This is a genomic window from Candidatus Pantoea gossypiicola, assembly GCF_008632075.1.
GTDB classification, from domain to species: domain Bacteria; phylum Pseudomonadota; class Gammaproteobacteria; order Enterobacterales; family Enterobacteriaceae; genus Pantoea; species Pantoea gossypiicola.
In genome coordinates, this window is the sequence record NZ_VWVM01000001.1 from 235762 (window position 1) to 255098 (window position 19337).

Here is a 19337-nt window from a genome sequence, read left to right on the forward strand (position 1 = left end):
CCTTAAGGTAATAAGCCTTTGACGTCGATTGGCTTCGCTTCGTTTTCCGCTTCGCCCTTATCTTTACCGTCAATCGCCATACCTGCCATACGGTAGAAGTTGTACTCCGGATATTTACCCGGTCCCGAAATCAGCAGATCGTCCTTTTCATACACCAGGTCCTGACGCTTAAACTCACCCAGTTCAAAATCCGGGGTCAGCTGAATCGCCGTGGTCGGACAGGCTTCCTCACACATGCCGCAGAAGATGCAGCGTGAGAAGTTGATGCGGAAGAACTCCGGATACCAGCGGCCATCTTTGGTTTCGGCTTTCTGCAGTGAAATACAGCCAACCGGGCAGGCAACCGCACACAGGTTACAGGCAACGCAACGCTCCTGACCGTCCGGATCGCGGGTTAACACGATACGGCCACGATAGCGGGGTGGCAGATAAACCGGCTCTTCCGGGTACATCTGTGTTTCACGTTTGGCGAAGGCGTGCAGCCCGATCAGCCAGATACTGCGAACTGTCGTGCCGAAACCTACGACAATATCTTTCAAAGTCATTTGTTAACCCCTTACGGCGCTGTGTAGAGAATCACTGCGGCAGTCGCCAGCAGGTTCAACAGCGTCAACGGCAGACACACTTTCCAGCCGAATGACAGCACCTGGTCGTAGCGTGGACGCGGAAGCGCGGCACGGATCAGGATGAACATCATCATAAAGAACGCCGTTTTCAGGGCGAACCAGATGAACGGCGGCAGGAAAGGTCCATGCCAGCCACCAAAGAACAGCGTTACGATCAGCGCTGAAACGGTGGTAATCGCCACATATTCGCCGACAAAGAACAGCCCGAACTTCATACCGGCATATTCAATGTGGTAGCCGTCCGCCAGTTCCTGCTCCGCTTCTGGCTGGTCAAACGGATGGCGGTGACATACAGCCACGCCCGCAATACAGAAGGTCACGAAGCCGAAGAACTGCGGAATGATGTTCCACAGATGCGTCTGGCTGTTGACGATATCGTTCATATTGAACGAGCCCGCCTGCGCGACCACACCCATCAGCGACAGGCCCAGAAACACTTCATAGCTCAGGGTCTGTGCCGAGGCGCGCATCGCACCCAGCAGCGAGTATTTGTTGTTACTCGACCAGCCGGCAAACAGCACTGCGTAGACCGCAAGGCCCGCCATCATCAGGAAGAACAGCAGACCGATATTCAGGTCTGTTACCATCCAGGTTGGCGAAACCGGCACGATAGCAAAGGCCAGCAGCAGGGAAACAAAGGCGATAACCGGCGCAAGGGTAAAGATAAAGCGGTCGGTGAACGGCGGAACCCAGTCCTCTTTGAAGAACATTTTGATCATGTCCGCCACCAGCTGGAGCGAGCCGCCCCAGCCTACGCGGTTTGGCCCATAACGGTTCTGGAACAGGCCGAGCAGACGACGCTCGGCAAAGCTCATGAACGCGCCGCAGGCCACCACCACCAGCAGAATTACGATGGCTTTAACAATGGCCAGCAGAATGTCGATAACGTCCGGTGTTAACCAGCTCATTGCGCCGCCTCCTGCAGAGTGTCGATTTTACCATTCGCCAGGAATGGCGGAACGCCTGGCATGCCAAGCGGCAGACCAATCTGTCCCGCCTGCAGTGACGCCGAGAAACGGACCGGCAGACGCACTGTCTCACCGGCACAGCTGAACTCCACTGCCGCGCCATTGTTGACGCCCAGCTTCGCCGCATCGTCCGGGTTAATCACCAGGGCAGGCTCAGCCATACGCTGCTGGAAGACCGGTGAACGCTGTGACATCTCTTCGCTGCCGAATAGCCGATGTAAAGGTGCCACACGCCACTGCCCATCACTGACAAAGGCTTTTGGTACGGTAGTGAACCACGGTAACGCACCCGCGCTGGCTTCAATCAGACGCACGCCCGGATCGCCATGACGCAGTTTGCCGCCCACTTCCGCCTGGAACTTGTTCCACGCCTGCGGTGAGTTCCAGCCTGGTGCCCAGGCAAACGGAATCTGTGAACGCGGTGCAGATGGCTGGTTGTTACCTTCCATTGAGAAGGCGAACATCGTGTCCTGGTCCTGCGGCTGACGCGGTTCATGAACGCTGATATTCGCGCGCGCTGCAGTTCGTCCACTGGCACGGATTGGAGAACGTGACAGCTTCTGACCACGAATGCGGAAGCTGGCGTCAGGTGCCGCATCTTTAATACCCGCGAGCTGTGGCAGACGGGTGACTACCGCATCAATCACATGATCAAGCTGCGTCCAGTCCACGTGACGGCTTTCCAGCGTGCTGTGCAGTGAGTGCAACCAGCGCCAGCTCTCCAGCATCACAATGTTGTTGTCGTAGTAAGCAGGATCGTAAACCTGGAAGAAGCGCTGAGCGCGGCCTTCATGGTTAATGGAGGTGCCGTCGCTTTCGGCGAAGCTGGCGGTTGAAAGCACCAGACCCGCTTTCTCAAGCGTTGCGGTACGCTGATGATCAACCACAATCACGTTGGTGGTCTGAGCCAGTGCCGCATCCACCAGCGCTTTCGGCGCATGGCGATAGAGGTCATTTTCCAGCACCACCAGCGCATCAGCTTCACCGTTGCTCAGCTGCTCCAGCGCCTGCTCCAGCGGATTGCCGCCAATCATGCCCAGACCGATGCTGTTCGCGTGACCCGCCAGCAGGGTAATGCCGACATCTGCACCCCGTGCCTTCAGGGCTTTCGCCACGTTAGCTGCGGCTTCAATGACTGCGCTGCTGCCTGAGTGAGTACCGGAGATAATTAATGGCTTTTTCGCACCGGCCAGCGCCTGAACGACAACATCCATTTTCCCGCTGAGTTTGCTGTCGAAATCGGTGACGGCAGGCGCAGATTCATCCAGCGCACTGGCGATAGCGAAGCCGAGGCGCGCCTGATCTTCAACCGGCGCACGATAGCTCCATGCCGCGATATCATCCAGACGGGTTTCATCAACGTGGGTAACAAATAGCGGATGTTTCGCGTTCTGACCGATGTTCATGATGGCGGCGATCTGCCAGTCTGCGACTTTCTGCGCAGCGGCCATATCACGCGCTTTGCCTTTCACTGCCTGGCGAACAGAGAGCGCCACACGAGCGCCAACCTGTGTCAGATCTTCACCCAACACCAGTACCGCATCGTAGCTTTCAATTTCACGCAGCGATGGCGTATAGATTCCGCCCTCACGCAGGACCTTCAGCATCAGTTCAAGACGGGCCTGCTCATCCGCTGGCATCCCGGTTGAGAAGTTCTCTGCACCCACCAGTTCACGAAGGGCAAAGTTACTTTCAATGCTGGCGCGCGGCGAGCCGATACCGATCACTTTATTCGCCTGACGCAGCAAATCTGCACCGGCATTGACCGCCTGCTCCGCGTTCAGCGTGACCCAGTCGTTGCCGCGCAGCAGCATCGGCTGACGTGGGCGATCTTTACGGTTCACGTAGCCATAGCCAAAGCGGCCACGGTCACACAGGAAGTAGTGGTTTACGGTGCCGTTATAACGGTTTTCGATACGGCGTAACTCACCATAACGCTCACCCGGGCTGGTGTTACAGCCGACACTGCACTGCTGACAGATGCTCGGCGCAAACTGCATATCCCATTTACGGTTATAGCGTTCGGAGTGAGTTTTGTCGGTGAAGACGCCGGTCGGACAGATTTCGACCAGGTTGCCGGAGAATTCGCTTTCCAGCGTGCCATCTTCCGGGCGACCGAAGTAGACGTTGTCGTGCGCGCCGTAGACACCCAGATCTTTGCCATCGGCATAGTCTTTGTAGTAGCGCACGCAGCGGTAACAGGCGATACAGCGGTTCATCTCATGGGAGATGAACGGGCCGAGATCCTGATTACGGTGGGTACGCTTAGTGAAGCGATAGCGGCGGAAACTGTGGCCGGTCATGACTGTCATATCCTGCAGGTGACAGTTACCGCCCTCTTCACACACCGGGCAGTCATGCGGGTGGTTGGTCATCAGCCACTCCACCACGCTTTCGCGGAACTCTTTCGCTTCGCCATCATCGATGGAGATGAATGTGCCGTCAGAAGCCGGCGTCATGCAGGACATGACAAGACGACCGCGGGTATCTTCGGCATTCTGGAATTGCTTTACCGCACACTGGCGGCAGGCCCCAACGCTTCCCAGCGCCGGATGCCAGCAAAAGTAAGGAATATCAAGGCCCAGAGAGAGACATGCCTGTAGCAGGTTGTCCGCTCCGTTCACATCATACTCTTTACCGTCTACATGAATTGTAGCCATAGTGACATGCTTCCGTAAGGCTCGTCAGAGACGAGCGTTAATCATATTCTTGCCCCGACGCACGACATTGTCGGGGCGGCGGCACCAGGCCTGTTCCGTGTGCTGCGGTGAATTACCAGCGCGCTTTCAGCAGGTTTGGCTGGATCCCGCCAATAGCGCGGGTATTGCCAAACACCTGCGGTGCCATGCCAGCTTCAAACTCTTCACGGAAATATTTAATCGCACTCTGCAGCGGCTCAACCGCACCCGGCGCATGCGCGCAGAAGGTTTTACCCGGGCCAAGCTGACGGCAGAGTTGCAGTAAGGTTTCGATATCCCCTGGCTGACCTTGCTTCTGTTCGAGCGCACGCAGAATTTTCACGCTCCACGGCAGACCGTCGCGACACGGTGTACACCAGCCACACGATTCACGGGCAAAGAACTCTTCCAGGTTGCGCACCAGCGAGACCATATTAATTTCGTGATCGACCGCCATCGCCAGCGCGGTGCCCAGACGGCTGCCAGCTTTGCCGATGCTGGCAAACTCCATCGGCAGATCCAGGTGCTGATCGGTCAGGAAGTCGGTTCCTGCGCCGCCCGGCTGCCATGCTTTGAACTTCAGTCCGTCACGCATGCCGCCCGCATAATCTTCAAGGATTTCACGTGCGGTGATACCGAAAGGCAACTCCCAGACGCCGGGATTTTTCACCCGTCCGGAGAAGCCCATCATTTTGGTTCCGGCATCTTCGCTTTTAGAGATGTTTTTGTACCACTCTACGCCGTTGGCCAGAATCGCCGGGACGTTAGAGAGGGTTTCAACGTTGTTGACGCAGGTCGGTTTGCCCCACGCGCCCGCACTCGCCGGGAATGGCGGCTTGGAACGCGGGTTAGCACGACGGCCTTCCAGTGAGTTAATCAGTGCTGTCTCTTCACCGCAGATATAACGCCCTGCGCCGGTGTGGACGATCAGCTCAAAGTCGAAGCCGGTGCCCAGAATGTTTTTACCGAGATAACCCGCTTCCGTCGCTTCAGCAATCGCACGGCGCAGATGCACCGCGGCTTCAATATATTCGCCACGTAAGAAGATATAGCCACGGTAAGCCTTCAGCGCAAAGGCGCTGATCAGCATCCCTTCCACCAGCTGGTGAGGCATCTGCTCCATCAGCAGGCGGTCTTTATAGGTGCCTGGCTCCATCTCATCGGCGTTACACAGCAGGTAACGGATGTTCATCGACTCATCTTTCGGCATCAGGCTCCACTTCAGCCCCGTAGAGAAGCCTGCACCGCCGCGCCCTTTCAGGCCGGAATCTTTCACTGCTGCGACGATTTCATCCTGCGACATGCTTTTCAGCGCTTTTTCCGCACCGGCATAGCCGTTTTTGCTGCGGTATTCATCAAGCCACACAGGTTGCTTGTCGTCACGCATCCGCCAGGTCAGCGGATGAGTTTCAGCAGTACGAATGATCTGTTTAATTGTCATTGATACTGCTCCAGTAAACCAGGGATGCCTTCCGGCGTCAGATGCACATGCGTGTCTTCATCCACCATCATCGTCGGACCCTTGTCGCAGTTGCCCAGACAGCAGGTTGGCAGCAGCGTGAAGCGGCCATCAGCCGTGGTCTGACCCGGTTTGATTTTCAGCTGCTGCTCCAGTGCAGACTGGATGCCCTGATAACCGGTGATATGACAGACCACGCTGTCACAGTAGCGGATCACATGACGTCCTACCGGCTGACGGAAGATCTGGCTATAGAATGTCGCCACACCCTCAACATCACTCGCCGGAATCCCGAGGACGTCGGCGATCGCGTTGATGGCACCATCCGGCACCCAGCCGCGCTGTTTCTGCACGATCTTCAGCGCTTCAATCGAGGCTGCACGCGCGTCTTCGTAATGGTGTTTTTCGTGCTCAATAGCGTGATGCTCTTCCGCGCTCAGCACGAAGACCTCGTTAGGGTCGATCGTTTTAATGGCAATGTGTTGATCGTGCATAATTAGCGGTCCACGTCTGACATAACAAAATCGATACTACCCAGATATACGATCAGGTCGGATACCAGGCTGCCACGGATCACGGAAGGAATCTGCTGCAGATGCGGGAAGCTCGGCGTACGCACGCGGGTGCGGTAGCTCATGGTGCTGCCATCGCTGGTCAGGTAGTAGCTGTTGATCCCTTTCGTCGCTTCAATCATCTGGAACGATTCATTGGCTGGCATCACCGGTCCCCACGACACCTGCAGGAAGTGGGTGATCAGCGTTTCAATGTGCTGCAGCGTACGCTCTTTCGGTGGCGGCGTGGTCAGCGGGTGATCCGCTTTAAACGGTCCCTCTGGCATATTGTTGAGACACTGCTCAAGAATGCGCAGCGACTGCCACATCTCTTCCATCTTCAGCTGAACGCGGCTGTAAGCATCGCTGACGCCGTCGCCGACCGGGATTTCGAAATCGAAGTTTTCATAGCCTGAATATGGACGCCATTTACGTACGTCAAAGTCGAGACCTGTCGCACGCAGACCGGCACCGGTGGTGCCCCACGCCAGCGCTTCTTCCATGTTGTACGCAGCCACGCCTTTGGAACGGCCAACGAGTACGGTGTTGCGCAGTGCGGCTTTGTCATACTCCTTCAGACGCTTCGGCATCCAGTCCAGGAAGTCACGCAGCAGGCGTTCCCAGCCACGCGGCAGATCATGCGCCACACCGCCGATGCGGAACCAGGCCGGATGCATACGGAAACCGGTAATGGCTTCAACCACGTCATAGATCTTCTGGCGATCGGTAAAGGCAAAGAACACCGGTGTCATGGCACCGACGTCCTGAATAAAGGTCGAGATATAGAGCAGATGGCTGTTGATGCGGAATAGCTCAGAGAGCATCACGCGGATCACGTTAACGCGATCGGGCACCACGATACCGGCCAGTTTTTCCACTGCCAGCACGTACGGCATTTCGTTTACGCAGCCGCCGAGGTATTCGATACGGTCAGTGTAAGGAATGTAGCTGTGCCACGACTGACGCTCGCCCATCTTTTCGGCACCACGATGGTGATAACCGATGTCAGGCACGCAGTCGACTATCTCTTCACCATCCAGCTGCAGAATGATGCGGAATGCACCGTGCGCCGACGGATGGTTAGGCCCAAGGTTGAGGAACATAAAATCTTCGTTGGTGGTGCTGCGCTTCATGCCCCAGTCTTCAGGCTTAAAGGTCAGCGCCTCCATCTCTAAATCTTCTTTCTGCTTCGTCAGCGTGAAAGGATCGAACTCCGTGGCGCGCGCCGGGTAATCTTTGCGCAGCGGATGGCCTTCCCACGTTGGTGGCATCATGATGCGGGTCAGGTGCGGGTGGCCATCAAAGGTAATACCAAACATCTCCCAGGTTTCACGCTCATACCAGTTGGCATTCGGGAAAAGACGGGTGATGGTCGGCAGATGCATATCGTTTTCAGAGAGTGCCACCTTGAGCATGATGTCGCGGTTGCGCTCAATCGACAGCAGGTGGTAGAAAACGGAAAAATCCGCCGCAGGCAGGCCTGCACGGTGGGTACGCAAACGCTCATCCACGCCATGCAGGTCATACAGCATGACGTAAGGCTTGGGTAATTTACGCAGAAACTCGGTGATTTCCAGTATCTGTTCACGCTTAACCCAGACCACCGGAATCCCGGTACGGGTTGGCTGAACAGTGAAGGCATCCGGCCCAAAACGGTTACGCAACTCGCCAATCACCGGGTCATCAAGGTGATCACGGGTTTGCCATAGAGGCTGAGCGAGATCTTGCGTGGTCAAATCTGTCATACGTTACTCACCATTCCGGCCTGGTCTCAGGCACTCAAATGAAGGCGTCAGGATGGGGCCATGCATTAAATTGTGATGTTCTGCTGCAGGCGCGGTTTTCCATCCATACGGTTTTAAACTTCGTCCGGGCTGCGCAGATTTGTGACTGCGATGCGCTCGCCGCGTTTTCTTTCACGCTCTGAAGGCATATTGGCGCGGTAAACGCCCTGGTCACCGACAACCCACGAAAGCGGACGGCGCTCTTTGCCGATCGACTCCTGCAACAGCAGCAGTGCCTGCATGTAGGCTTCAGGACGTGGCGGGCAGCCAGGAATGTAAACATCAACCGGCAGGAATTTATCGACGCCCTGCACCACCGAATAAATGTCATACATGCCGCCCGAGTTGGCGCAGGCCCCCATGGAGATGACCCATTTTGGTTCCAGCATCTGATCGTATAAACGCTGAATCACCGGGGCCATTTTAGTAAACGGCGTACCGGCAATAACCATGAAATCCGCCTGACGTGGCGAGGCGCGCATCACTTCAGCACCAAAACGCGCCACGTCGTGGACTGCGGTAAACGACGTGGTCATTTCTACGTAACAACAGGACAAGCCGAAGTTGTACGGCCAGAGGGAGTTTTTACGTCCCCAGTTCACCATGTCATGCAGGGCATTTTCGAGTTTGCCCATATAAACGCTGCGATGAACGTGCTGCTCCAGCGGATCGCTGACGATTTCCTGCTTTTGCAGAGGATAACGGTCGTTCTCACCACCGTTCGGGTCTATGCGGGTGAGCGTATAGTCCATCTTATTGCCTCTCTTTTACTGCTTATGAGGATTGGTGTGGCTGACCGTAGTGGTTTTCACCACCACGCGACGGCGAGCTGGCGCCCAGTCCAGTGCGCCAATGCGTACCAGATAGACCAGACCCGCCAGGAGCACCAAAATGAAAATTGCGGCTTCCACAAAGCCGATCCAACCGCTTTCACGGATTGAAGTCGCCCATGCGTATAAAAAGAGGGCTTCGACGTCGAAAATGACGAAAAACATCGCAACCAGATAAAATTTCGCCGACAGGCGGATATGGGTATCACCAACGGATTCGATGCCCGATTCGAATGGCGTGTCTTTGTAGCGGGCGCGCGCTCTGCCGCCAAGCAGCCATCCTCCGGTCAGCATGAAAGCACACAGGCCAAAGGCAATAACGATAAATACGATAAACGCCCAGTGCTGAGCGATGATTTCGGTGGTAGTTGACATACTCATTGCTTACTCATCAAAAGTGGCGCTGGCATCCTGCACGCGTTTCCCGCAGCAAACTGACCACATCGATTCAAGGGAAGGGTAAAAACCTTTCAAATGTTGCTGTTATCAGGTAATAAGCAGCCATTTTATGGGGTTTTTTACTCCTTTCTATAACCTTTTGTCAACTTTGACAAAAGTATCCAAACATTATTTCACACCTGCATCATATTATTAACAAATGATGCCCCGCTTTCCAGCTAAATCGCTTCAGTCTGTAGGGTTAATTTTAGTGTAGCGGGTATTCACATGCATGGATCGTGCATTTAACAAACATATTTTGACAGGTATGACTCTGTTTTCCTTCCCCTTATCAGGGGTATTTTCTTGATCCAGAACACAGTTTTATCCTTTTTGCGTTAAATTTCTTCACCTCAAACTGTAATCCGGAACAGATGGTTCATTAAATCGGTTGGCAGATTTCAGTTTCGTGGTAAGTGAAATACAGTGAGGGTTTTACATCAGGAAGAGTGGCAGCGGAAAAAGTATGAAGAGGGTCAGACATAAAAAAGCCTCTCGTTCTGTTCAGGGAATGAGGGGCCTATTTATAAGCGTTTGTTAAGGCAACCACGCCGGTGTTGAGGACAACACGTTAGCGAAATTACTCTTCGTCATCCAGCAGCAATGTACCTTCTGGATTGTTGCTCAGATTATACGGATCATTGGTGGACTGCATGGCGTTGAAGATAGCCAGTGCCAGCTCATTATCGCTGTCAGGATTGCGGCACAGCAGATATTGCGTATCTGGCAGAACCGGCAGGCCTTCCGCCGCTCCCATCACGCGCAGTTCCGGACTCATCATCTCTACCGGACGCGCAGTTACGCCCAGTCCCGCTTTCACTGCGGCTCGCACTGCAGCCAGTGTGGAAGCGACGTAGGAGATGCGCCACGGGATGCCCGCTTCATTAAGATGATCAATGGCCATATCGCGGTAAGGACTTGGCTCATCCAGCAGCACCAATGGAATGGCTTCGCCGCGCTGGAAGATATAATCCGCTGCGCAGTACCACAAGGTAGGTGAAGTACGCAGGACCTGATAGGTAAAGTTGCCCGGGCTAGAGGTCGTCACAACCAGGTCCACTTCACCCTGATTGAGCATTTCCATCATAAATGGATTACGTTTAACCCGAACATCGATTGCCAGTTTCGGATAAACCGAGGTTACCCGGTTTAACAGGAAAGGCAGAATAGTGTCAGAGGTGTCATCAGAGGCACCAATGGTCAGCACACCCTGAATATTACTGTACATCAGTGAGGTGCAGGCTTCGTCATTGAAACGAAGGATTTTTCTGGCATAGCCTAAAAGCTGGATCCCGTGCTCTGTTAACAGCTTATTACGTCCATGTCTGGCAAACAGCTCTTTACCTACCAATTGTTCCAGACGCTGCATCTGCTGACTGACTGCTGACTGGGTTCTGCAGACCGCTGCAGCGGCCGCTGCAAAGGTATTCAAATCCGCAACGGCAACGAAAGTTCTCAGCAGATCGAGGTCGAGATTGAGTATCGGACGATTTGCATTAGTCATGTTTTTTCTTCACTTATAAGATTTTTACGAACTACTACCCTGGTGTTATTACAAGCTTATCAAAGTGATAAGCGGTAATGGTGCTTAATGACAGCCCTGTGTGAAGACTGACATAAAAAAATTTCATCCGGAACCGGCACTGCTGACTCAACTAAACGGGTCACGGTGCTGCAAAGACAGATACAACTTCTGAACCGATGGCGCTGGGATGCGCAAATGCAGGAAGCTGCGTAGTTGTCTTATTCCCACCAGAAACATTGGGGCGGGATAAAAATCGCACTTTACAGGCCAGCAAGACGAAGCGGCTATGTGCATTAAATAATAAATTATACTTAATCATTTTTGACTTCAAAATGGAAATGATTTTGTGAAAAGCGCTGTAAATTTTGTGCTAAAGGCATTTCCGGACCCTTATGCCATATTATTGATCACTTTTTAAGCCTTCAGCGTTCCGAAATTTAGTGAAGAAGTGTTAAGTACTGCTCACAATGCTGATAAAAGCGCACCAGAAATACCTCTTCATTTGGTACTTTTCCGGCGATCACAAGACCTTAAACAGGCCACTCTTAAGCAGCGTTAAGGCGTAGACGTTGCACGAATTACAAAATTGTCCATAAAGTGAACATTTATAAAATATCATTTAACTATTTACCTAAGTGTATATTTCAGGGGCAAAGAAAAGCGCTCTTTCCATAACGTTCATATAGCATTTCACAATACCAGAGCCATATGTTGTCTCAGCACCCCCTTTGGGTAGATTAAAATATTTCCATATGCATTGTTTTTGGTTTTATCAACCACCTCAAGCCTCGGTAAATATTTTTTACGCTACTCACCGTCTGAAAAGTTGTCGAACCCGCCAAAACGGGGTGTCACCCTTCATTTGTGACCGGCAGGAGAGTACATTGTGCTGGTTCGATTTCAGTGGCAGCCAAAAAGGATTCTGCCCGTTAAGGCGGTAACAATGACTTTTCAAATAGATAAATCCGGAAAACTCGATAACGTCTGCTATGACATCCGTGGCCCGGTACTGAAAGAGGCGAAACGCCTCGAAGAAGAAGGCAATAAAGTTCTTAAGCTCAACATCGGCAATCCGGCGCCGTTCGGTTTCGAAGCACCAGACGAAATTCTGGTCGATGTTATTCGTAATCTTCCCAGTGCTCAGGGCTATTGCGACTCCAAGGGTCTCTATTCCGCCCGTAAAGCGATCATGCAGCACTATCAGGCGCGCGATATGCGTGATGTCACGGTAGAAGATATCTACATTGGCAACGGCGTTTCAGAACTCATCGTGCAGGCGATGCAGGCGTTACTGAACAGCGGCGACGAAATGCTGGTGCCAGCACCTGACTATCCATTGTGGACGGCTGCGGTTTCCCTCTCCAGCGGAAAAGCGGTGCACTATCTTTGTGATGAGTCAGCAGGCTGGTTCCCTGACCTGGATGATATCCGCAGCAAGATAACACCGCGTACCCGCGGTATCGTGATTATCAATCCAAATAACCCGACCGGCGCGGTCTACAGCAAAGAACTGCTGTTAGAGGTGGTTGAAATTGCGCGTCAGCACAACCTGATCATTTTTGCTGATGAGATCTACGACAAGATCCTTTATGACGAGGCGCAGCATCATTGTATCGCTGCCCTGGCCCCCGATCTGCTGACCGTGACTTTCAATGGCCTTTCCAAAACCTATCGTGTAGCCGGTTTCCGTCAGGGCTGGATGGTACTGAACGGCCCGAAGAAACATGCGAAAGGCTACATTGAAGGGCTGGAGATGCTGGCGTCGATGCGCCTGTGTGCCAACGTACCGGCCCAGCATGCTATTCAGACGGCGCTGGGCGGCTACCAGAGCATCAGCGAATTTATCATGCCTGGCGGTCGTCTTTATGAGCAGCGCCAGCGTGCCTGGGAATTGATCAACGATATTCCCGGTGTCAGCTGTGTAAAGCCGCAGGGCGCGCTCTACATGTTTCCGAAAATTGACGCCAAAAAATTCAATATTTTTGACGATCAAAAAATGGTGCTGGATTTTCTGCTTCAGGAGAAGGTACTGCTGGTACAAGGCAGCGCTTTCAACTGGCCGTGGCCCGATCACCTGCGCATTGTTACGCTGCCTCGTGTGGATGATCTGGAGATGGCGATTAATAAATTTGGACGCTTCCTGCAAGGCTATCGCCAGTAGTCACGCCCGCGTATACTGACGCTATTTGGGGAGAGCCTGTCTCTCCCCTGCCTGCTAACAGGAACGCGCATGACTCAAAGTCACTTCTTCGCCCATCTCTCCCGTCTCAAGCTGATCAATCGCTGGCCGCTGATGCGCAACGTGCGCACCGAAAACGTGTCTGAACACAGTCTGCAGGTCGCCATGGTGGCGCACGCGCTGGCCGTCATCAAAAATCTCAAATTCAGCGGCTCGCTTAACGCCGACCGCATCGCCATGCTGGCGCTTTATCATGACGCCAGCGAAGTGCTGACCGGCGACCTGCCAACGCCGGTCAAGTATTACAACGCACAAATTGCTCATGAATATAAAAAAATCGAGAAAATTGCGCAGCAGAAGCTGATTGAGATGTTGCCGGAAGAGTTTCAGACGATCTATCGCCCGTTGATCGACGAGCATCTGCATAGCGAAGAGGAGCAGGCCGTGGTGAAACAGGCGGATGCGCTCTGTGCCTATGTAAAATGTCTTGAGGAGCTGTCTGCCGGCAACAACGAATTCCTGCTGGCCAAAGCGCGGCTGGAAAAGACCTTAGCGCAGCGGCGCTCACCAGAGATGGATTACTTCGTTGAGGTGTTCATTCCGAGCTTCAGCCTGTCGCTGGATGAAATCTCGCAGGATACGCCACTGTAAGCCCGACGGTCTGGCCGCCGGGCTAATCTTTAAGCCTGCTGACTGAAGGTAAAGCTGCCATCAGACTCACGAGTGACCACCAGCGACGCCAGTGATTCGAGCCGAAGCGCCACGTCATCCAGTCGCGGCGTCTCCGCCGGAGGATTGATAGCAATTACCGTACAGCCCGCGTTCAGGCCAGACAAAATACCCGCGGGTGCATCTTCTGCCACCACACATGACGTCGCCGCTAACCCCAGCTTCTCCGCCCCCAGCAGATAAGGATCGGGCTCAGGTTTGCCTTTAGCAACCTGCTCGGCAGTAATAAACACCGCAGGTTTCGGCAAGCCTGCAGCTTTATGTCGGGCATGCGCAACCGGCACCGAACCGGAGGTGACAATGGCCCAGGGGATCTGCAGCGCGTTCAGCCGGTTCAGCAGCGCTCTGGCACCTGGCAGCGCCTGCACACCGTCGGTGTCTGCCGCTTCAGCCTGCTCAAGCGCGACAAACTCAGCCTGAATAGCCTCTTCCGACTGGCCTGCCATGAAATGACGCAGAGAGGTAATCGCCTGTTTGCCATGGATGAAATCCAGGATCTCGTCAGCGGCGATACCATGACGGGCTCCCCACTGGCTCCAGGCTCGTTCAACCGCTGGCAGTGAATCGACCAGCGTGCCGTCTAAATCAAATAGAAAACCTCTGTAGGTCACGCACTCCTCCTCATCAGGCATTAATCACTTGCGCAATTTCGTTTGCACTTAAATGGTACTGGCGCGGACAAGTCTGCCACAAAGCTAACATGCGTTGATACTTTTCCCACATTGGAGTCTGTGCGTTAAAACCATGGGTGCCGGAATCGAAGTGGGTATAACGCCCTTCGGTATTGACCATAAAACGGACGTAGCCCAGCAGGCGTGCTTCCGTTGCCGCATCAAAGCCCAGAAAGGCGAGACGGCGCTCTTCCAGCTGACCTTTATCTTTCAGGTTTGACCAGGAAACGTGGAGCGCATGATGCATCTCCATAATATCGATCACCGTCCGGCAGATCGCTTCGCTGAGTTCGCCAAACTCTTTATCCAGCTCGCGCATCTGCAGCGCATAACCGCGTTCGATAATGGTCTGGTAACGGCGAAAACGTTCAGCATTTTCCGGCTCAAGCATGGCCATGATTTTGTACTGGTTAGTAAGAATCAGACGCTGCGCATGGGTCATTTCCATCATTCACTCCCGGTCAGAGACCGCTCAGTTAATCGACAATGGAGAAATGATTGCACAGCGTTAGCGACACGGAAATCGCCGTATCGCCTTTCTTTGATTTAGCCGCAGGTTAGCGGTAACTATTTTACCGCCAGCCCGGGTATCGGTCAGAGATCGTCGAGGAAGGTGCGGTCGAGTTGTTTAAACGCCCGCTTAAGCAGGTCGGCCAGCGCCTGATAGGTCGGCTTGCCTTCTACCGGTGCTATCGCCTGCCCCGCTTCTTCCAGCCGGGCACGCACTTCATGAAACCAATTAAGCAGCGTCGGCGGCAACGGCGTCACTGAACGCTTACCCAGCCACCATAGTCCCTGCATCGGCAGGCTACAGGCAAACAGTGCCGTTGCTACGGCCGGACCTAACTGACCGCCCATCGCGATCTGCCATGTCAGCGTAAAAATCGCCAGAGGTGGCATAAAGCGAATGGCGAAACGCGTTGCCGATGAAACGCGGTTTTCCGGGAAAACCGGGGCCAGGCGCTTATCAGCGGGCCAGGTCTTCATATAGTGCTGGCCGCGCTGAAACAGCCGAAACCAATTGGTACTGCCGGATTCATTCGCCATGGCTCACCTCAACTAATACTGCAAAGATTAAAAAATAGTTATAACCACACAACTTTACGTAACATCCTTCAATTATTTTTGTCTTTAAAGATGACTCCAGCTATTCTGACGCCGTTTTAACACCTTTCCGCAAGCGGGATGCGCCGTTGGGAAGAGGCCTGAGCCAAGTTTCGACAAGGCAATCTTCAAATTTTCGCGTAAGATTGCTGAAATTTTTTGCGGAAATACAGTTTTCTGTCTACCGCATGATGTTTGTCATTAATCTACCAGCTTTCATGGGCTACGCTGTTAGTCTGATTGCGTTTTATTTAGCCACTCTCAAAAAATAGGTACTTCCATGTCGAGTAAGTTAGTTCTGGTTCTGAACTGTGGCAGCTCTTCCCTGAAGTTTGCCATTCTCAACCCTGCCAGCGGTGAAGAGTTCCTGTCAGGCCTGGCGGAATGTTTCCACCTTCCTGAGGCCCGCATCAAATGGAAGCTGGAAGGCGAAAAACAGGAAGCGCCTTTGGGTGCTGGCGCAGCGCATAGCGAAGCGCTGAACTTTATTGTTAAAACCATTCTGGCACAAAAACCTGAGCTTTCGGCACAAATTGCTGCAATCGGCCATCGTATCGTTCATGGCGGCGAGAAGCTGACTCAGTCAGTCATCATTACTGAAGACGTGATACAGGGCATCAAAGACGCCTCTTCTTTTGCACCGCTGCACAACCCGGCTCATCTGATCGGTATTGATGAAGCGATGAAAAACTTCCCCCACCTGTCAGACAAGAATGTCGCGGTATTCGACACGGCTTTCCATCAGACAATGCCGGAAGAGTCTTATCTCTATGCGCTGCCGTATAAATTATATAAAGAGCATGGCGTTCGTCGCTATGGCGCGCATGGCACCAGCCATTTCTATGTGACTCACGAAGCCGCCAAAATGCTTAATAAGCCGCTTGAGTCACTGAACATTATCACCTGTCACCTCGGTAATGGTGGTTCAGTTTCTGCCATTCGTAATGGCGAGTGCGTAGACACCTCAATGGGCCTGACTCCGCTGGAAGGTCTGGTGATGGGAACCCGCAGTGGCGACATCGATCCGGCGATCATCTTCTTCCTGCACGATACGCTGGGTATGAGCGTTGATGCCATCAATAAACTGCTGACCAAAGAGTCTGGCCTGTTAGGTCTGACCGAAGTCACCAGCGACTGTCGCTACGTAGAAGATAACTACACCACCAAAGAAGATGCGAAGCGCGCAATGGATGTCTTCTGTCATCGCCTGGCGAAATATATCGGCAGCTACAGCGCGCTGATGGAAGGTCGTCTTGACGCCGTCGTGTTCACTGGCGGCATCGGTGAAAACGCCGCGATGGTTCGTGAACTTTCACTGAAAAAACTGGCACTGCTGGGCTTTGACGTCGACCACGAGCGCAACCTGGCGGCCCGCTTCGGCAAGTCAGGCTACATCAATAAAGAAGGCACCCGCCCGGCGCTGGTGATTCCGACCAACGAAGAGCTGGTCATCGCCCAGGACGCCGCGCGTCTGACTGCGTAAAATCGTTTTCTCCGTCAGCTCAGGCTGACGGAGTTGTTTTTGACACCCTGCCACTACTGAGAGGTTCAAACGTGTCACGTACAATTATGCTCATTCCGACCGGCACCAGCGTCGGCCTGACCAGCGTCAGCCTGGGCGTTATCCGCGCCATGGAGCGCAAAGGTGTTCGCCTTAGCGTCTTTAAGCCGATTGCTCAGCCACGTGCTGGCGGCGACACTCCGGATCAAACCACCACCATCATCCGTAAGAACTCCTCGATTCCTGCCGCAGAGCCGCTGCAGATGTCGCGTGTTGAGTCACTGCTGGGCTCCAACCAGCAGGATGTGCTGATGGAAGAGATCATCTCCCGTTACCATGCCAACACCCAGGATGCGGAAGTGGTGTTGGTTGAAGGTCTGGTTCCAACCCGTAAGCATCAGTTCGCCAACGCACTGAACTATGAAATCGCCAAAACGCTGAATGCCGAGATCGTCTTTGTGATGGCGCTGGGTAACGACTCACCGGCCCAGTTGAAAGAGCGTATTGAGCTGACCCAGAGCAGCTTCGGCGGTCAGAAGAATAAAAACATTACGGGCGTGATCATCAACAAACTCAACGCGCCGGTTGACGATCAGGGACGTACCCGCCCTGACCTGTCAGAAATCTTTGATGACTCCTCAAAAGCCAGTATTGCCAATATCGATCCTAAGCAGCTTTTCTCAGACAGTCCGTTGCCGGTGCTGGGCTGCGTGCCGTGGAGCTTTGATCTGATTGCGACCCGCGCCATTGATATGTGCCGCCACCTGGATGCGCGCATCATCAACGAAGGTGAGATTCAGACCCGCCGGGTGAAATCTGTAACCTTCTGCGCCCGCAGTATCCCGCACATGCTGGAACATTTCCGTCCTGGCTCTCTGCTGGTCACCTCCGCAGACCGCCCGGATGTGCTGGTCGCCGCCTGTCTGGCCGCGATGAACGGCATTGAGATTGGCGCTATTCTGCTGACCGGTAACTACGAGATTGACGACCGCATTGCCCGTCTCTGCGACCGTGCCTTCCAGACCGGCCTGCCGGTATTTATGGTGAAAACCAATACCTGGCAGACCTCCCTGAGCCTGCAGAGCTTTAATCTTGAAGTGCCTGCTGATGACACGCAGCGCATCGAGAAAGTGCAGGAATATGTCGCCAGCTACATCAACGCTGACTGGATTGAGTCACTGACCGCCACATCTGAGCGCAGCCGTCGACTGTCACCACCTGCCTTCCGCTATCAGCTTACCGAGCTGGCGCGTAAAGCGGGCAAACGCGTGGTGCTGCCAGAGGGTGATGAGCCGCGTACGGTTAAAGCGGCCGCTATCTGTGCTGAACGCGGCATCGCCACCTGCGTACTGTTAGGCAACCCGGAGGAGATTCAGCGTGTCGCTGCGGCTCAGGGTGTTGAACTGGGCAAAGGCGTTGAGATTGTTGACCCGGAACAGGTTCGTGAAAACTACGTGCCGCGTCTGGTTGAGTTGCGTAAGAGCAAAGGCATGACCGAAGTGGTCGCGCAGGAGCAGCTGGAAGATAACGTGGTACTCGGCACCATGATGCTGGAGAGCGGCGAAGTGGATGGCCTGGTGTCAGGTGCGGTTCATACCACCGCCAACACCATTCGTCCGCCGCTGCAGTTGATCAAAACCGCGCCTAACAGCTCACTGGTATCCTCGGTGTTCTTTATGCTGCTGCCGGAGCAGGTGCTGGTTTACGGCGACTGTGCGATTAACCCGGACCCTACCGCTGAGCAGCTGGCCGAAATCGCGATTCAGTCCGCCGATTCAGCCAAAGCCTTTGGTATCGATCCGCGTGTGGCGATGATCTCCTACTCTACCGGTACATCAGGTGCGGGCAGCGACGTGGAAAAAGTGCGTGAAGCCACGCGTATTGCGCAGGAGAAACGGCCTGATCTGGTGATCGATGGTCCGTTACAGTATGACGCGGCGATCATGGAAGATGTGGCGAAATCCAAAGCGCCGAATTCTCAGGTTGCCGGGCGCGCTACTGTGTTTATCTTCCCGGATCTCAATACCGGTAACACCACCTACAAAGCAGTACAGCGTTCAGCCGATCTGATTTCCATCGGACCGATGCTGCAGGGGATGCGTAAGCCGGTCAATGACCTGTCTCGCGGTGCGCTGGTGGATGACATCGTCTATACCATCGCCCTGACGGCGATTCAGTCCCAGCAGGCTGAAGGCTAAACGGCTGGTCATAACGAAAAAGGCATGCCCCGGAGCATGCCTTTTTTTCGCCGGTAACAAAGCGGCCCGGTCTGATGCGGATGAATAACCTGAATT

The 19337-nt window shown here is 53.9% G+C and carries 17 protein-coding genes; 4 read left to right on the forward strand and 13 right to left on the reverse strand.

Features of this window, described 5'->3' with window-relative positions:
* Nucleotides 1–2 precede the first annotated feature (2 nt).
* The 10 genes from nuoI to F3I20_RS23800 all read right to left on the reverse strand — a co-directional run bounded on the left by nuoI (nt 3) and on the right by F3I20_RS23800 (nt 11178).
* Nucleotides 3–545, reverse strand: a complete 543-nt coding sequence (gene nuoI, locus F3I20_RS00930; RefSeq protein WP_003854239.1) for an NADH-quinone oxidoreductase subunit NuoI — start codon at nt 543–545, stop codon at nt 3–5.
* A gap of 11 nt (nt 546–556) precedes the next feature.
* A complete protein-coding gene (gene nuoH, locus F3I20_RS00935) occupies nt 557–1534 on the reverse strand; it encodes an NADH-quinone oxidoreductase subunit NuoH (protein WP_003854240.1) in 978 nt (325 codons plus the stop codon).
* Nucleotides 1531–4254 (reverse strand): NADH-quinone oxidoreductase subunit NuoG, encoded by a 2724-nt coding sequence (nuoG, locus tag F3I20_RS00940; RefSeq protein WP_150036979.1) that lies wholly within the window; start codon nt 4252–4254, stop codon nt 1531–1533. Before nuoG ends, nuoH begins: the two co-directional genes overlap by 4 nt.
* Before the next feature lie 112 nt (nt 4255–4366).
* Entirely contained in the window at nt 4367–5707 is a 1341-nt protein-coding gene (gene nuoF, locus F3I20_RS00945) for an NADH-quinone oxidoreductase subunit NuoF (RefSeq protein ID WP_175501446.1), read from the reverse strand.
* 2 nt (nt 5708–5709) lie between these two features.
* A complete protein-coding gene (gene nuoE, locus F3I20_RS00950; RefSeq protein WP_150010542.1) occupies nt 5710–6225 on the reverse strand; it encodes an NADH-quinone oxidoreductase subunit NuoE in 516 nt (171 codons plus the stop codon).
* A gap of 2 nt (nt 6226–6227) precedes the next feature.
* Complete coding sequence (nuoC, locus tag F3I20_RS00955; RefSeq protein WP_150010544.1) at nt 6228–8027, reverse strand: NADH-quinone oxidoreductase subunit C/D; 1800 nt, start codon at nt 8025–8027, stop codon at nt 6228–6230.
* A 113-nt stretch (nt 8028–8140) separates the two neighbouring features.
* The gene (locus F3I20_RS00960) at nt 8141–8818 is read right to left on the reverse strand and encodes a NuoB/complex I 20 kDa subunit family protein (protein WP_003854245.1); all 678 of its coding nucleotides are present in this window, start codon (nt 8816–8818) and stop codon (nt 8141–8143) included.
* A 15-nt stretch (nt 8819–8833) separates the two neighbouring features.
* Nucleotides 8834–9277, reverse strand: a complete 444-nt coding sequence (locus F3I20_RS00965; protein WP_010258058.1) for an NADH-quinone oxidoreductase subunit A — start codon at nt 9275–9277, stop codon at nt 8834–8836.
* A 637-nt stretch (nt 9278–9914) separates the two neighbouring features.
* Nucleotides 9915–10838, reverse strand: a complete 924-nt coding sequence (lrhA, locus tag F3I20_RS00970; RefSeq protein WP_150010546.1) for a transcriptional regulator LrhA — start codon at nt 10836–10838, stop codon at nt 9915–9917.
* A gap of 160 nt (nt 10839–10998) precedes the next feature.
* Entirely contained in the window at nt 10999–11178 is a 180-nt protein-coding gene (locus tag F3I20_RS23800; RefSeq protein ID WP_150039725.1) for a hypothetical protein, read from the reverse strand.
* A gap of 624 nt (nt 11179–11802) precedes the next feature.
* Between F3I20_RS23800 and F3I20_RS00975 the strand changes: the two genes are divergently transcribed.
* Both F3I20_RS00975 and yfbR read left to right on the forward strand, forming a co-directional pair.
* Nucleotides 11803–13020, forward strand: coding sequence for a pyridoxal phosphate-dependent aminotransferase (locus F3I20_RS00975; protein ID WP_033733369.1), 1218 nt, complete (start codon nt 11803–11805; stop codon nt 13018–13020).
* Between the two features lie 69 nt (nt 13021–13089).
* A complete protein-coding gene (gene yfbR, locus F3I20_RS00980; RefSeq protein WP_150036978.1) occupies nt 13090–13689 on the forward strand; it encodes a 5'-deoxynucleotidase in 600 nt (199 codons plus the stop codon).
* Between the two features lie 29 nt (nt 13690–13718).
* On the opposite strand, the gene F3I20_RS00985 is transcribed toward yfbR, so the two are convergent.
* The 3 genes from F3I20_RS00985 to yfbV form a co-directional block, all read right to left on the reverse strand.
* Nucleotides 13719–14378: a sugar phosphatase gene (locus tag F3I20_RS00985; protein WP_150036977.1), complete on the reverse strand. Its 660-nt coding sequence runs from the start codon at nt 14376–14378 to the stop codon at nt 13719–13721.
* Between the two features lie 13 nt (nt 14379–14391).
* Nucleotides 14392–14886 carry a YfbU family protein gene (locus tag F3I20_RS00990; protein WP_033783734.1) on the reverse strand — a complete coding sequence of 165 codons (495 nt, stop codon included), beginning with the start codon at nt 14884–14886 and terminating at the stop codon, nt 14392–14394.
* Nucleotides 14887–15032: 146 nt separating this feature from the next.
* A complete protein-coding gene (gene yfbV / locus F3I20_RS00995) occupies nt 15033–15485 on the reverse strand; it encodes a terminus macrodomain insulation protein YfbV (RefSeq protein ID WP_150010550.1) in 453 nt (150 codons plus the stop codon).
* Between the two features lie 337 nt (nt 15486–15822).
* On the opposite strand from yfbV, the gene ackA reads away from it, so the two are divergent.
* Together ackA and pta are read left to right on the forward strand one after the other, a co-directional pair.
* On the forward strand, nt 15823–17025 hold the full coding sequence (gene ackA / locus F3I20_RS01000) for an acetate kinase (protein WP_150010552.1): 1203 nt from the start codon (nt 15823–15825) through the stop codon (nt 17023–17025).
* Between the two features lie 71 nt (nt 17026–17096).
* On the forward strand, nt 17097–19241 hold the full coding sequence (gene pta / locus F3I20_RS01005) for a phosphate acetyltransferase (protein ID WP_150036976.1): 2145 nt from the start codon (nt 17097–17099) through the stop codon (nt 19239–19241).
* Nucleotides 19242–19337: the final 96 nt, after the last annotated feature.